The 15,832-nt window shown below is 37.9% G+C and carries 14 protein-coding genes; 11 read left to right on the plus strand and 3 right to left on the minus strand.

What is annotated here, in order from left to right:
- Positions 1 to 13: 13 nt before the first annotated feature.
- Positions 14 to 865: a carboxylating nicotinate-nucleotide diphosphorylase gene (gene nadC / locus ACQ334_RS08140; RefSeq protein ID WP_430987692.1), complete on the minus strand. Its 852-nt coding sequence runs from the start codon at positions 863 to 865 to the stop codon at positions 14 to 16.
- A gap of 82 nt (positions 866 to 947) precedes the next feature.
- On the minus strand, positions 948 to 1,328 hold the full coding sequence (locus ACQ334_RS08145; RefSeq protein WP_430987693.1) for a DUF4783 domain-containing protein: 381 nt from the start codon (positions 1,326 to 1,328) through the stop codon (positions 948 to 950).
- 134 nt (positions 1,329 to 1,462) lie between these two features.
- Between ACQ334_RS08145 and gpmI the strand changes: the two genes are divergently transcribed.
- The 11 genes from gpmI to uvrC all read left to right on the plus strand — a co-directional run bounded on the left by gpmI (position 1,463) and on the right by uvrC (position 14,551).
- Entirely contained in the window at positions 1,463 to 2,977 is a 1,515-nt protein-coding gene (gene gpmI / locus ACQ334_RS08150) for a 2,3-bisphosphoglycerate-independent phosphoglycerate mutase (protein WP_430987694.1), read from the plus strand.
- A gap of 35 nt (positions 2,978 to 3,012) precedes the next feature.
- The gene (locus ACQ334_RS08155) at positions 3,013 to 3,531 is read left to right on the plus strand and encodes a heme-binding domain-containing protein (RefSeq protein ID WP_430987695.1); all 519 of its coding nucleotides are present in this window, start codon (positions 3,013 to 3,015) and stop codon (positions 3,529 to 3,531) included.
- An 18-nt stretch (positions 3,532 to 3,549) separates the two neighbouring features.
- Positions 3,550 to 4,062 carry a hypothetical protein gene (locus ACQ334_RS08160; RefSeq protein ID WP_430987696.1) on the plus strand — a complete coding sequence of 171 codons (513 nt, stop codon included), beginning with the start codon at positions 3,550 to 3,552 and terminating at the stop codon, positions 4,060 to 4,062.
- 90 nt (positions 4,063 to 4,152) lie between these two features.
- Positions 4,153 to 6,612 (plus strand): TonB-dependent receptor, encoded by a 2,460-nt coding sequence (locus ACQ334_RS08165; RefSeq protein WP_430987697.1) that lies wholly within the window; start codon positions 4,153 to 4,155, stop codon positions 6,610 to 6,612.
- A 50-nt stretch (positions 6,613 to 6,662) separates the two neighbouring features.
- Positions 6,663 to 7,556, plus strand: coding sequence for a heme/hemin ABC transporter substrate-binding protein (locus ACQ334_RS08170; protein WP_430987698.1), 894 nt, complete (start codon positions 6,663 to 6,665; stop codon positions 7,554 to 7,556).
- Positions 7,540 to 8,592 carry a FecCD family ABC transporter permease gene (locus ACQ334_RS08175; RefSeq protein ID WP_430987699.1) on the plus strand — a complete coding sequence of 351 codons (1,053 nt, stop codon included), beginning with the start codon at positions 7,540 to 7,542 and terminating at the stop codon, positions 8,590 to 8,592. Before ACQ334_RS08170 ends, ACQ334_RS08175 begins: the two co-directional genes overlap by 17 nt.
- Positions 8,585 to 9,364, plus strand: a complete 780-nt coding sequence (locus ACQ334_RS08180; protein ID WP_430987700.1) for a heme ABC transporter ATP-binding protein — start codon at positions 8,585 to 8,587, stop codon at positions 9,362 to 9,364. Before ACQ334_RS08175 ends, ACQ334_RS08180 begins: the two co-directional genes overlap by 8 nt.
- A 197-nt stretch (positions 9,365 to 9,561) precedes the next feature.
- Positions 9,562 to 10,143: an RNA polymerase sigma factor gene (locus ACQ334_RS08185; protein ID WP_430987701.1), complete on the plus strand. Its 582-nt coding sequence runs from the start codon at positions 9,562 to 9,564 to the stop codon at positions 10,141 to 10,143.
- 58 nt (positions 10,144 to 10,201) lie between these two features.
- On the plus strand, positions 10,202 to 11,959 hold the full coding sequence (locus ACQ334_RS08190; RefSeq protein WP_430987702.1) for an outer membrane beta-barrel protein: 1,758 nt from the start codon (positions 10,202 to 10,204) through the stop codon (positions 11,957 to 11,959).
- Positions 11,960 to 12,086: 127 nt separating this feature from the next.
- On the plus strand, positions 12,087 to 12,674 hold the full coding sequence (locus ACQ334_RS08195) for a hypothetical protein (protein WP_430987703.1): 588 nt from the start codon (positions 12,087 to 12,089) through the stop codon (positions 12,672 to 12,674).
- 2 nt (positions 12,675 to 12,676) lie between these two features.
- A complete protein-coding gene (uvrC, locus tag ACQ334_RS08200) occupies positions 12,677 to 14,551 on the plus strand; it encodes an excinuclease ABC subunit UvrC (RefSeq protein WP_430987704.1) in 1,875 nt (624 codons plus the stop codon).
- Positions 14,552 to 14,782: 231 nt separating this feature from the next.
- Here the strand turns inward: uvrC and gldN are convergent, their stop codons facing one another.
- On the minus strand, positions 14,783 to 15,823 hold the full coding sequence (gene gldN / locus ACQ334_RS08205; protein WP_430987705.1) for a gliding motility protein GldN: 1,041 nt from the start codon (positions 15,821 to 15,823) through the stop codon (positions 14,783 to 14,785).
- Positions 15,824 to 15,832: the final 9 nt, after the last annotated feature.

The following is a 15,832-nucleotide window of genomic DNA, read 5'->3' on the forward strand; positions in this document are numbered from 1 at the left end:
TTGCAAATAAAACTTAAATAATTTTTGCCTTTAAGCTAAGGTCTACACTTTTTGCCTGGTGAATAACAGCGCCGCTGCTGATATAATCTACACCGGTAGCAGCATACAACTCTATGTTATCTAAATTAATACCGCCACTGGCTTCCGTCTCATACTTACCATCAATTATTTTCAATGCTTCGGTAATTAATTCTGGCGTAAAATTATCCAGCATTATACGATTCACTTTTCCTGTGGCCATTACTTTTTTTACATCTTCAATACTTCTTGTTTCCACTTCTATTTTTAAACCTGGCTTTTTTGCCTGCACATAATCGTATGCTTTATTAATTGCTTTTTCAATGCCGCCACAATAGTCAATATGATTATCCTTCAGCATTATCATATCGTATAAGCCAAAGCGATGGTTTACGCCACCACCGGTTTTTACTGCTTCTTTTTCTAACAAACGAAAGTTGGGTGTGGTTTTCCGGGTGTCTAACAATTTTGTTTTATACCCCTTCAATTTATCAACATATTGCCTGGTTAAAGTGGCAATACCACTCATCCGTTGCATACTATTCAGCACCAATCTTTCGCATTGTAAAATGGTATGTACTTTTGCTTCTACGTCAAAAGCTATTTCGCCAAATTGCATTACATCACCGTCTTTTTTATACGCTGTAAAAACAATATCCGGCTGCATGTAACGAAATATTTTTTCTGCCACAGTTACACCAGCTAAAATCCCATCCTGCTTAATTTTCAACACTGCTTTTCCTCTTGCATCAGCATTAATTGAGGATAATGTAGAATGATCCCCATCGCCTATATCTTCCTGCAATGCATTTTTTATCAGCAGGTTTAATTGTTCGTTGTACTCCATAGCGGCAAAGCTAAGGAAGAACAGTAACACAAAAAGAAAGCCCCGGAAATTTCCGGGGCTTCTGTATTGTTGGTGTCAGACATTACTTGATCTCAAATCGTATTTCCTGTAACAGTTGCTTATCATTTTTTTGCTTCATAAAAACGGTGGTTCTAAAGGAGCCATTCCTGGTAACCAAGGTTCCAATACAGTATTGCGAACCCGAATTTTCACCTTTATGAATAATTTCAAAACCCTTTACACCATTGTTGCCGAAAAAGTCTTTTAAAATTATTTCTGCCTGGTTTTTACTGTAATTATTACTCTTATCGGGCATTGTTATTTCAACGGTATTATCAAAGTATTTGGCTATTTGTGCCGCGTCACCTGCCCTTAAAGCATTTACCACTTCATCAATACTTAAAAAAAAGGTAAAAGAAGAAAGCAGGACTGTAGTTACAAAAAGCGTAAAAAATCGTTTCATTTCAGGTTATTTAGATGCTATCATTTTTACTAAAAGTATGCCAACCTGTGTTAAAATCACAAATGTTGACGTAAAATTTGAGGCTAATTACGATAAATAACGAGTAATTAGCTGCAAATATTTTAGTTTTACGTATGGAAAATAAGAAAGTTATACTGATTATCATGGATGGATGGGGCCTTGGTACTGTAAAAAGCAGCGATGCCATCCAGCATGCTAAAACCCCATTTGTAAGCTCACTTTATTCAAAACACCCAAATTCCACCTTAATAACCTGCGGAGAAGACGTTGGCCTGCCCGAAGGCCAGATGGGTAATAGCGAAGTAGGCCACCTGAACCTGGGTGCCGGCCGTATAGTGTACCAGGAACTGCAACGTATTAATGTGGCGATAAAAACCGGCGAATTTGCAGCCAATCCTACTCTTTTGGCAGCCATTGATTTTGCTAAACAAAATAATAAACCTTTGCATTTAATGGGCCTGGTAAGTGATGGTGGCGTGCATTCTCATACTAATCATTTAAAAGCCTTAACCTCACTTTGTGCCGAAAAAGGTTTACAAAATGTATTGATCCATGCATTTACCGACGGCAGGGATACCGACCCTAAAAGCGGGCTTGGATTTTTAACCGGCCTCCAAAGCCATTTAGATAAATCAACCGGCCATATTGCAACTATTACCGGAAGGTATTATGCTATGGACAGGGATAAACGCTGGGAAAGAGTAAAACTGGCCTATGATGGATTGGTAAATGCAGTGGGAGAAAAATCAGATAATGTTTTAGCCGCAGTAAAAAAATCTTACGACGCCAATGTCACCGATGAATTCATTAAACCGATTATCAATTCAGCCATTCCGCAAACAAAAATTCAGGATGGTGATGTGGTAATCTGTTTCAATTTCCGTACTGATCGTTGCCGGGAAATTACGCAGGTACTCACGCAAACTGATTTCCCAGATTTTGGTATGAAAAAACTAGACCTGCATTATACTACCATGACCCAGTACGATCATACTTATAAAAACGTACATGTTGTTTTTGAGAATGACGATCTGAAAAATACACTGGGAGAAATTTTAGAACAAAATAATAAAACACAGATACGCATTGCCGAAACAGAAAAATATCCTCACGTAAGTTTCTTTTTTAGTGGTGGCAGAGAAAAAGAATTTGTTGGAGAAAAACGTATTATGGTTCAATCTCCTAAAGTGGCCACCTACGATCTGCAGCCAGAGATGAGTGCTTTTGCTGTAACCGATGCAATTGTAAAAGAAATTGAAACCAATCCTACAGATTTTATTTGTTTAAACTTTGCCAATGCAGATATGGTAGGCCATACAGGTGTTTGGGATGCAGTAATAAAAGCGGTGGAAACAGTAGATACCTGCGTGGAAAAAGTAGTTACTGCGGCATTAAAACAGGACTATGCTGTTTTTATTTTAGCCGATCATGGCAATGCCGATTACGAGATCAATGAAGATGGTACCCCCAATACAGCACATACATTAAACCTGGTGCCGTTTTTTATTGTAGACAACAATTGGAAAGGCACTCTCAAAAATGGTAAATTGGGAGATATTGCTCCTACCATTTTAACCATGATGGGTTTACCTATACCAAAAGAAATGAGTGGCAATGTACTGAGCTAAATCAAAACATGCTTTAACCTTTAATAATACCGATCATGAAAAAGTTTTTTAAAAGATTATTCCTCCTGTTGTTACTGGCATTTATTGTGATCCAGTTTTTCAGGCCGGCAAAAAATATAGCAGAAGGTATTAGTGCTAATGATATTACAACAAAATATGCTATACCACAAGATGTACAGGCTTCTCTTAAAACAGCATGTTACGATTGCCACAGTAATAACACCAGGTATCCATGGTACAACAATATACAGCCTGTTGCCTGGTGGCTTGCCGATCATGTAAATGAAGGCAAAAGAGAATTAAATTTTTCGGAATTTGCATCTTACAGGATAGGAAAGCAATACAATAAACTGGAAAAAATTAATGGCGAAGTTAAAGAAGGGGGAATGCCGCTGAGTTCTTACACGCTGATACATAAAGATGCAATATTGAATGAACAACAAAAATTAAGCATAGCTAATTGGGTAACTAGTGTAAGAGATAGCATTAAAGCCCATTACCCTGAAGACAGTTTAAAAAGACCACAGAGGCCACAACAACCTCCAACAAAATAATTGATTAGCTTTACGATAATGTTTACCAAAAAAAAGATACTGGCTTTTGTAATGCTGCTTGCAGTAGCTGCACCCTTATTCTTTTTTACCGGCTTCTGGATTAAACAAAAACTGATTGAACATGAAATGGAAGAAAGGCTTGAGACCGCCTGCCTTCAAACCGTTACTGTTAAAATTACCGGTATACAATGGCTGAAGGAAAATAAAGAAGCCGTTATTGATGATAAATTATTTGATGTAAGATATTATACTACAAAAGGCAATACAATAATCCTTACGGGGCTATATGATAAAGATGAAGATCATTTGCATGAGCAGTTGAAAAATTTTATGCAGCAAAAAAACGGAGCTTCGTCCCCCATGAGTAATGTAGTAGTAAAGTTTCTTTTTCCACCATTGTATAATAACCCTGCCAGTTTAGTTTGCCAGAATAACTGGAAGCATCTTGAACGTCATTTTTTTCCTTACTACAAAGAAAAAATACCCGAACACCATCTCACTGTAATTACACATCCACCCAAATACGCATAGTATTTTTTTGCCAGTATTGGCTTTTGCCGCAATTGATTTTTCAATTCAGTTGCGCTGTTGTCTATTTTATTTACCAAACTAAATTTCAATATGAAACGTATATTTCTATCTATATTATTACTTACTATTTTTTCGATTGGTTCTTTTGCACAAAAAACATTAAAGGGTAAAGTGATTGAAGCCGCTACCGGCAACCCGCTTGCAGGTGCCACTATAACCTTTGCAGGCAAGGCCATAACTACTTCTGATAAGGAAGGAAGTTTTGCTATCGATTGCGGCAAAGCATCCAACATAACAGTATCGCATGTGGGCTTTGAACCAAGGAAAGTTATTATTACTAACTGTGATGATAACATTACAGTTAGCCTGATGCCTGGCACAAGTACTTTAGACGAAGTGGAAGTTACTGCTACATCTGCTCAAAACAAATCTATTTTATATCAGCCGGCATCTATTACTAAATTATCACCGGTAGAATTAAAACGCAGCACCGGTTTATTTTTAGATGACGCTATTAACGGTAATGTGCCTGGCGTAACCATGCAAAGACGTGGCGTATCATCAGGCCAGCAATTCAACATCAGAGGTTATGGTAATGGCAGCAGGGGTACAAGAGGCGTTAGCAGTAATTTTGATGGACAAGGTTATAAAGTATATTTAAATGGTATTCCTATAACGGATGCAGAAGGCATCACAACCATGGATGATCTTGATTTTGGTTCAATTGGTAATGTGGAAGTTACTAAAGGCCCTGCAGGAACCTTATATGGCCTGGCAATTGCCGGCGCAGTAAATCTTAAAACTATTAAACCTGCAACAGGAAAAACTTCTGTTGGCCAGGACGTATTAGTGGGGAATTATGGCTTGCAACGTTATACCACACATTTTGCAACCAGTGGCGAACGTTCTTCTTTATTACTTAATTATGGCCATCAGAAATCTGACGGCTTTACTATTCATAATGCTTCGCATAAAGACTTTGTAAATTTTGTGGGTGATTTTCAGCCTAATGCCAAACAAACTATCACTACCTATTTTGGCTACAGCAACAGCTATGATGAAAGAAGTGGTGAATTAACGGTAGCACAATATGATGCCAATGATTTTTCGGGCAATATTGAATACATTAAAAGAAATGGCCACAGTAACGTATACACTGTAAGAGCAGGTTTAGGCCACACTTATACTTTTAATAGCCATTTAGCAAATACCACCACTATTTTTGCTACCGCCTTTAACAGCAACGTAAGTTCCGCCGGTGGGTGGACAGATAAAGCGGCTACTAATTTTGGTGTACGTTCAACCTTTGATACGAAATTCTCTTTAAAAAATAATATTACTTTGAGTGGTATTACCGGTGTAGAAACACAACGCCAGAATGCAACTACTATTGGTTATGGTATGATTGATCCGCAGGGAACTGCTCATGTATGGAAGTTAGGCGATCCCTATTTTATCATTGGCAGCACTGCTGCCGGTTCCAATGGAATTACATCTGACCTGTATGCTGCAGAATCCACCACTTCCTTATTTACAGAATGGACATTGGCTTTACCTAAAGATTTTTCAGTAACTGCAGGATTAGGTTTAAGCAATATGGTAATCAAACTTGATGACAGGTTTTATGTGGCCAACAAACCTACACATTATGATACCACTTACAAAGGCCTGGTATCTCCACACATTGCTCTGAATAAAGTATTCAACAAACAATTCTCTGCGTATGTATCTTATAGCAGAGGTTATAAAGCTCCGGTAAGTTCTTATTTCTTTATTCCTTATACTGCTGCTTTGGGGCCTAATTCAGGAATAATAAACAGTCACCTGGAACCTGAAGTTGGTGACCAGTTTGAAATTGGCACAAAAGGTAACATACTAAAAAATAAACTCACTTACCAGGTAGCATTATTTAATGCTGTATTCTCTAAAAAAATGACCACTGTTGCTGTACCTAATCCAGCTAATACAGCTACACTTTACAGCTATGTGGTAAATGGTGGTAAGCAGGATAATAAAGGCATTGAAGCTTTGATAAAATACACTGTTTATGAATCGTCAAAAGGTTTCTTTAAAACCATTACACCTTTTGCCAATATTACTTATTCTGATTTCAAATACAAGAACTATACTTTTGAAACCGGTACCACACCGGCTAACAAAACTGTAGTTGATTACAGCGGCCATGCTGTGGCTGGCGTTCCTAAAATAATTGCAAATTTAGGATTTGATATTGCAACGCAACCTGGTGTTTATTTCAACATGAGTTATTTTTATAAAGATAAAATGCCTGTTACGTCATTAGGCACTGCAGATGGCACCGTAAGTACACCGTTGTTCAATGCCTCAAGCTATAGTTTGCTTAATGCTAAATTGGGCTATCAGAAAAGCCTTTCAAAACACTTTGATATGGACCTGTATTTTGGTGTAAACAATATTACCGGTACCAAATACCCTATCATGGTTTTTGTAAATCAGATACCAGATGCATTTATGGTAGGGCCGGTTAAAGCAAATTCTTATGGCGGCGTTAATGTAAAATATAATTTCTAAAATGTATAAAGAGGCAGTTGATACAACTGCCTCTTTATTAAAATTCTTATATGAAAAAAATTATTCCATTTCTTATTTTATCTATTGCAATATTGTCCTGCGGCAGGTTTGGCAATAAAGAAATTGATGGCAAAAAAGATATGCGTATTGTTTGTTTATCCAAACAATTAACGGAGTATGTTTTTGCATTAGGCAAAGGCCACAACATTGTTGCAGTTGATTTAAGCAGTACTTATCCTGATAGCGCAAAATTATTGAAGACTGTGGGTTATCACAGGGCATTGGCACCTGAACCAATTATTGCTATGAATCCCGACCTTGTAATTCACAGTAATGACATTGGTCCCGAAAATGTATTGCCGCAAATAACCAAAGCAGGCTTAAACATTAAAGCCTTTGGCGGTGCTAATACTATCGACAGTGCTAAATTATTATTGACAGAATTAGGCAAGTTTTTTGGCGTGGAAACAAAAGCTGATTCACTGATTAAAGTGTTTGATGCGGGGGTAGCCAAAGCTGCCGATACTTTAAAAGCATTGGGCATTAAAGATTCTGTTAAAGTAATGATCATTCATTTTGGCCTGCGCAATAATAACTATTTTGTAATGAGTGGAAGAAATGGTGTGGGAGATAAAATGTTACGCCTGGCTGGCTGTACCCCTGCCACATACGATGGTAAAGGCGCAAGGGAAATGAGCCCTGAAGCTGTTGCTTTAGCAAACCCCGATATTATTGTTGCCACCGATTTTGGTTACGACAGAATGGGCAGCATGGATAAATTTATTTCCACCGTTCCGGGTGTTGCTTTAACCAATGCAGGAAAAAATAAACGCATTGTTCGTTTCGAAGAACATGACCTGATTTATTTTGGCCCCCGCACAGGAGATAATGTTATTAAATTGATCAGCTTACTACATACACCCGCTAGTGTTCCGGCAAAATAAATTTTTCTTCCCGTTTTTGATTGTCTTATTGGTTATAGTATTGCTCTGCGCCATTGCATTTGGCGCAGTTGCAATACTACCTGCCCATATGTTCTCAGCCCTCCAACATTTTTTACAGGGCAAGGGGCCAGCCAATATTTACGAAGGCGTTTTTCTGCAATTGCGTTTACCCAGGGTTTTATTGTGTGCTATTACAGGCGCTATTTTATCCGTTAGTGGTGTATTGATGCAGGGTTTATTCCGCAACCCCATTGTTGAGCCGGGATTGGTAGGCACCAGTTCTGGTGCCGCTTTGGGCGCATCCATTGTATTTGTAATGGCGCCGCAATTCAGTCCGGCAATAAAATCACTGGCAGGACCATTACTGATGCCCATAGTTGCTTTTTTCGGTGCATTGCTCGCCACTTATGCAGTGTATTCGCTTGCAAAAAATGCAAAACGGGTTTCTATCATGTCACTATTGCTTGTCGGTATCGCCATCAATGCGGTTTGCTTAAGTGGTATGGGTTTTATGAGCTATATCGCAAGGGATGCGCAGGCAAGAAGTATCACATTCTGGAACCTGGGAAATTTTTCCGGTTCTACCTGGCAACAGGTATTTATTGTAGGCACTGTGGCTACCATTATTTTTATAGTTTCACTACGTTATTCCAAACAATTGAACGCTTTATTGTTGGGGGAAGAAGAAGCGATTTACCTGGGGGTTGATCCCGATAAACTGAAAAGAAGGATCATGCTGCTGAATACAGCCATGGTAGCCGTGGCAACAGCCTTTGTAGGTGTTATCACCTTTGTGGGACTTATAGTACCACATGTATTGCGTTTACTTATCGGCAGTGATAATAAAAGGTTACTCCCTGCCTCTATGTTACTTGGCGCCATACTACTAACGTTGGCGGATATGTTCGGAAGATTGATATTAGCGCCAGCCGAAGTTCCCATAGGCATCATCACTTCATTAGTTGGCGCACCTGTCTTTATCATCTTACTAAAGAAATTTAATTTGCTGCAGCAAAAAGGAGGGTACAATGCTTAAAGCAAAAAACATATACTATAGCATTGGCAAAAAATCAATCTTAAATGATATTTCTGCCGAGTTTAATCCCGGTGAATTTAATATGATATTAGGACCAAATGGTTCAGGCAAATCTACTTTTCTAAAAATATTCAGTGGCGAGATAAATGGTTACAAAGGTTCCGTTTCATACAACAATAAAAATATCGCTACCCAAAAAAAAGAAACACTTGCCAGGTACAGGGCGGTAATGAGTCAGCAACCCGAACTCAGCTTCCCGTTAATGGTAGACGAAGTAGTGATGATGGGCCGTTATCCGCACTTCCATTTTTCTCCCAATAAAAAAGACCTTGCTATTTGCGATGAAGTGATAGAGCGGATGAATTTATCTTCCTTTAAAGAAAGAAATTATTTAACGCTGAGTGGTGGCGAAAAACAAAGAGTACAGTTTGCACGTGTACTTGCCCAGGTATGGGAGCAACCGGAAGAAGGTATCCGATACCTTTTTTTAGATGAACCCCTTGCCAGCCTGGATATTAATTACCAGCAGGAATTTTTGCAAATAGCCGGGGAATTTGCAAAAAAAGATACCGTACTGGTAGCCGTAATGCACGACATTAACCTGGCTACCCAATACGGTGACAAACTCTTTTTCTTAAAACAAGGAAAACTAATTGCCCATGGCCGGCCAAAAGAGATCTTAAACCAGGCGCTTATAAAAGTAGTGTTTGGGGTAGATACCACAATTATTGAAAACCCTATAACTAACACACCCTTAGTTATTTACGCCTGATAACCACATCATTAACACCTTCGTTTCACCTCTCTTACTGATGGTTTAGCCAACCGCCACAAGGCAGTCCGCTGCAAATCCCGTTCTCATCCTCAAAGGCAAAGCGTATTAAAGTTTAAGTCTTTTAATAATAAAAGCAGCAATAGTTTACAATAATTTGTCTTAAATTTATAGGGTAAACCAAAGCACAAACAAATATGACGGAAGAGCTAATGCTAGCCGGATGTCTTAAAAATAATGCCTCAGCACAGGAGGCATTGTATAATCGTTTTAGCCCACGTATGCTTGGTGTGTGTTACCGCTTTGCCAAAAACCGGGAAGATGCTGAGGATATGCTACAGGAAGGGTTTATCAAAGTATTTACTCAAATGCACCAATACAGGAATGAAGGAGCGTTGGAAGGATGGATAAGAAGGATTATCGTTCATACCTGTATCAACAATCTTAAAAAGAACAAAAAGTTCTCTGACAGTTTAGATATCATACATGCACACAGTGTGCACATTAATGAAGAGATGATACCTTCTATTATGCAGGCAAAGCAGGTGGTGGAGTGTATAAGAATGTTGCCTTTGGGATACCGCACTGTGCTTAACCTTTATGCTATTGAAGGATTTCCGCATAAAGAGATTGCAGGCATGCTGGATATTGAAGAAAGTACAAGCCGTAGTCAGTACACCAGGGCAAAAGCTATGCTTGAAGAAATATTAATAAAGAAAAAGATTATTCAAAAACCAAAAGAAAGAACCAGGCTTTTTGTAGCTGGTGGACAAGGGTAAATTACAATTTGAAAAATTATTTTGTGAGTTACCAATAACTAATAGCTTTTTGTGAAAGATGGAAAGAAAATTTTACACGGACAATTTTGAGCAACTGTTAAAGGAGAAGTCGGATGAATTCAGGATGTATCCTTCTAAACGGGTTTGGCACAGCATTTACAACGATTTGCACCCGGGTCGAAAATGGCCTTCTGTGGCTGTAAGTATGATCTTAATTATTGCTTTGCTCTTAACTGGTTACTGGAATAATAATTCTGCTTCAAAAACGCTTGCTTCAACTTCTTCCCCAAAAAATAACATTACAGCTTTTACAGGCAATACAAAAAATAATGCAAACACTGTTTCGCAGTTGAATACAGTTGTAAATACTGAGGTCAGTTCTGCTAACAATACCGCTGCAAAAAATGCCCCGGAAAATAATAGTGCAGTTACCCCTGCTGTGAATAGCGGGCTTGCATCCAATAGCATAACCATTAAACACGGCAGCACATTTAAAGTGCATAGTAATAACCCTCTTTCAACAATAGCAGCAGATAATAATGATGTTGCTTTACAGGGAAAAAATAATGCTGATGTAAAAGCTGGCAACGCTATCAAAATTCAAAAAGCAACTGCTGGTATTGCTGCTACAGGTAATAATGATCAGCAATTGAATGCGGTAACACCCAATGCCATAGCAAATACAAATTCAAAAACGGGTATTTCATCCTTACAACAAAACGGAACCAAAGCAACTGTAAGTGCTACAATCAGCGGCATAAATAGTAGTGCCGCAAAAATGGCTGCAACAGAAGTTACTGCCTTTGCTGATCCTTTACAAACTGATGAAAAAATAAACCATGCTGAAAGTAATGACGAAACTGTTAACCCTGTAAATACTTTTATTAATAATAATTCCAGCAAAACTGTTATTGCAGCAAATGAAAATAATAGTAACGAAAAAAACAGTACTGATAAAAAAGAAATTAAAGAAGATAATACGCTAAAATCAAAATCTGATGTAGCTAAAAAAACTACTTTAACAGAGGATAAGGCCTGGATGGAAGATTACGCATTTCACAATAAATCAAGGCGCAAGAAATGGCAGGATCGTACTGCATTTGAATTTTATTTTACACCAGGTGTTGTTTATCGTACCATAACCAACGACCCTAAATATAATATCCCTGCAGCTACGCCATCTTTCGCAGCTACTACAGTTGCTGATGCCAGTAGCTCAGTAAATCAAAACCCGGGAGCAGGTTTTGAAGCAGGGGTGAGTATCAATTATTCTTTGGCTAAAAATATACGTGTTAAAGCCGGTTTACAAGCTAATTATACCAGCTATGGTATCAATGCAAATGAAACCAATCACCCGGTTCTCACCACCTTACTGTTACTGGATCCTAATTCGGGATATCCATATATGCATCCTGCAGTCAGCACATTATCCAATCTTCCGGGGGCACAACATGCCAAAACTCATAATCAAACATACCAGGTTTCTATACCCATTGGCTTTGCTCTAAAACTTGCCGGTAATAGTAAACTGGAATGGTATGCCGGTGCCACTATACAACCATCATTTGTTATTGGTGGTAAGGCATTTTTAATTTCAGCAGACAGGAAGAATTATGTAGCTGACCCTTCCCTGATCCGGAAATGGAATTTAAACTCCGGATTTGAGACTTACATCAATTATAAAATGGATGGCTTTACATTCCAGGCCGGCCCTCAATTCCGCTACCAGTTGTTATCTACTTATTATAACAAATACACTGTTAAAGAAAATCTTTATAACGTAGGCCTTAAAATTGGCATCCTAAAGAATTTTTAAAAATATAGTTCAGTAAAAATGCAACAACCAAGGTTGTTGCATTTTTGTTTTAATGCCTTTCAATCTTAGCAATACTTTTGGAACACCCATTCTTTGTTTTACGATAGATTACGTTTAATTTTGAAACATGAGACTTTATTTATTTGCTGCAGTAATTATATTTTTAAACGCTTGTAACAACCATCCGGTACCTGAACCAAAGCCGCAAAGTAATGCTGCGGATACTACCGTTGAAAAACCGGATTTTTTCCCTGTCACCTCTTTTTTAAAAGGGCAGATCTATAATATTAACCAAAAGGGTTTAGCGCCGTTAAAATACACTACTGTAAATCATACTACGGATTCTGTGTTTGTAAAACTGGAGCAGTTAGATTCATTATTGACAGAGTTTTTGCATCCTGAAATTGATTCTTTAAATATGGTGCCGTTTTTTACAGAAACAAAATTTCTTGACCAAACAGTAGATGCATTTACTTTTACCTACGATCCCAAAGCTAAATTGCCCGACTCTATTCATCTTAAACACTGGGATGTATACATTGATCCCGAAACCAGCGAAGTAAAAAGAGTGTACATGATAAAGGAATATGGCAGTACCAAAACCCTGCAGCTAACCTGGCAAAGCAACCTGTGGTGTAAAATAGTTACTCTTAGTCATAAGCCGGACGGATCATCTACGGTAGAAAAAGAAGAAAAAATTTCCTGGGATTATTAATCATGACACAACAAGAATTTGCTGAAATAGCTTCCACAATACCAACGCAGCCCGGCATATACAAATATTATGATGCTGCAAATGAATTACTATATGTTGGCAAAGCCAAGCACCTGCGTAAAAGAGTAAGTTCTTATTTCTCTAAAACTTTTACCAGTTATAAAACACACGAACTGGTACAGCGTATCCATCACATTGAATTTACCATTGTAAATAGTGAGCAGGATGCTTTTTTATTAGAGAATACACTCATCAAAGAGTTTCAGCCTAAATTTAATATTAACCTTAAGGATGACAAAAGTTATCCCTTTATCGTAATAAAAAAAGAACCTTTCCCCAGGGTATTTTTTACAAGAAGAAGAATCAATGACGGATCTAAATATTTTGGGCCCTATACTTCTGTTGTTAAAGTAAAAGAGCTGTTAGATTTTATAAAACAAAATATCCTGTTGCGTACCTGCAAATTAAATTTAACCGACAGCAATATTAAAAAAGGGAAATTTAAAGTGTGTTTAGAATATCATCTCGGCAATTGCAAAGGGCCTTGCGAAGGATTGCAAACTGAAGAAGATTATAATGAAGAATTGAATCAGCTGGCTAATCTTTTAAAAGGTAATCTTTCTTCAGTAGTACAGCATTTTAAAAAAGAGATGAAAGATCATGCAGAAAGGATGGAATTTGAAAAAGCACAGATCTACCAGAAAAAAATAGAACACCTGCTGAGTTACCAATCAAAATCTACAGTTGTTAATACCAGCATTGGAAAGGTGGATGCCTTCTCTATTCTTGAAGATGGAAATATTGCCTATATCAATTACCTGGCGGTAAGCAATGGTGCAATTGTGCAAACCAAAACAATCATCCTGGAAAAAAAGCTGGAAGAAACTGCAGCAGAAGTATTGGCATTTGGTATCGCCCAGTTACGTTCCACTTTTGGCAGCGATGCTACAGAACTTATTGTTCCTTTTGAAATTGATTATCCCGAAACTGATATTATCATCACCGTTCCAAAAGGTGGCGACAAGAAAAAGCTGTTAGATCTTTCGGAGAAGAACGTAAATTATTTTAAGGAAGATCTGAGAAAAAAGAAAATGCTGAACCTGGAAGAAAAAACAGCAGACGAAAAACTGGAAGTATTGGTACAATTGCAGAAAGACCTTCAATTACCTGACATACCGGTACATATAGAATGCTTTGATAACTCCAATTTCCAGGGCAGTTACCCTGTATCGGCAATGGTATGCTTTTTAAACGGGCAGCCTGCTAAAGCTGAATACAGAAGGTATAAAGTAAAAACAGTAACCGGCATCAATGATTTTGCTTCTATGGCAGAAGTGGTGTACCGCCGCTATAAACGCCTTATAGACGAAGGTAAATCTTTACCTCAGCTGGTTATCATAGATGGTGGTAAGGGCCAGCTAAGCGCAGCTATGCAAAGCATTGCAACACTTAGGGGTCAAGACGGCTCCAAGCCGTCAGCCCCCAACCATCCCTCCTCTGCAGGAAGTCTGACGGTTCAAAACCGTCTTGACTCCTTAACTGTAATTGGCCTTGCAAAAAATGAAGAAGAGATCTTTTTTCCGGGAGATACACAATCTATAAAACTTCCCTGGGACAGTGAAAGCCTTAAGCTAATCAGGCGCATCAGGGATGAAGTACATAATCATGGTATTACTTTTCACCGCAACCTGAGAAGCAAGGGCACTTTTAAAAATGAACTGGAACAGGTGAAGGGTATTGGTGATGCAACCATAGATCTGCTTTTAAAAGAATTCCGTTCTGTAAAAAATATAAAACTGGCAACTGTAGACGAACTTGAAAAGATTATCGGGAAAGCAAAAACTAAAATACTCACTGATTATTTTAAACAAACATAGGAGTTGCAGGAAGTAATTAAAAAAACAAGGGGCTGGATAGAAATCCTGCCCCGTTTTAAAATCCAATATCCTATGAAAAACCGATACAAATATACAGACCGTTTGAGTTACAAAAAATACCCTTTAAGTGGTATTTTTTGAATGGTATCTTTCATTTAGCAATTGGTAATTGTATTATAAAACAAAAAACCCTCGCAAATACGAGGGTTTTAAAATATATTTTATAAAATATTAATAACTCCAGAGATCCTGTTCGTAATTAAATATTTTTTCTTTAATGTTTTCTCCTTCCAGCAATTGCAGGATTGGTTGATCTGTTAAGCCTGGGTAATTTTTGATCTTAAGATCATACGGATTATCAATAGTGCTTTTAACAATACGGCCATAGAACATCCTGCTTTCAAACAGTTCTTCCCAACTCATACGTGCACCAAAGTTTTTACCATTATACACTTCGTACTTAGCAAATACCGGTCTCATATCAGGATAGTATACCCAGAATAATTCAGATTCACCAAGATTAACGCCTTGTGAGTTGATCACATTCATTACAGGTGCAATACCCAATATTCTCCAGAATAAACGAGAACTTTCTTTATCAAAAATAACTTCTTCTTTTACATGGAATTTATAAATAGAATCAGGATTGAATTCCCTGTTTTTGTAAATAACAGCACTATCATTACCATTCTGGTCATATAAGTGAACCGGAATAGGATCACCAGTGATATTCTTAGCTACATTGGCTTTGGTCATTGGTGTTGTAAACCTGTCATCTATATTATCGAATACAGTAACCGCACTGTCTTGTATAGCCTGTAACAAAATTGATATAAACCTCTGGTTACCATTATTCTCATCTGCTGAGTAACGGAAAGGAAGATTTATTTTTTCCCTGATGTCGATCTCTCTCCATATTTTATGACGGAACAATGCATCATCTGCTCTTAAATTTTCGTAAGGCAGCGGCGTTCTGTCACGCAGGTTAGATGTTTCTACAGCTTCGTCAGGACGTAAAGAGGGCAATACCTTTTTGATAGGTAAATCACTATTTACAACCGGCGCAGCCACTGGAGTTACAGCTTTTACTGTATCAGTAACTGGTGCAGTAGGTTTTATCTTTGCATTAGTTTTACCCTTGGCAGTTTTGTTGGAAGAGCGTTTTGTTCCTGTTCTTGGCTTTGCCTTAGCTTTTTGAGCTTCAGCAGACAGGGTTACAAATACTCCGAAACAGAGTACTAAGAAAAGATATTTAATTACTTGCTTTTTCATGTTGAGATA

It is taken from the genome of Ferruginibacter sp. SUN106 (assembly GCF_050611765.1).
In the GTDB taxonomy this organism is placed as follows: domain Bacteria; phylum Bacteroidota; class Bacteroidia; order Chitinophagales; family Chitinophagaceae; genus Ferruginibacter.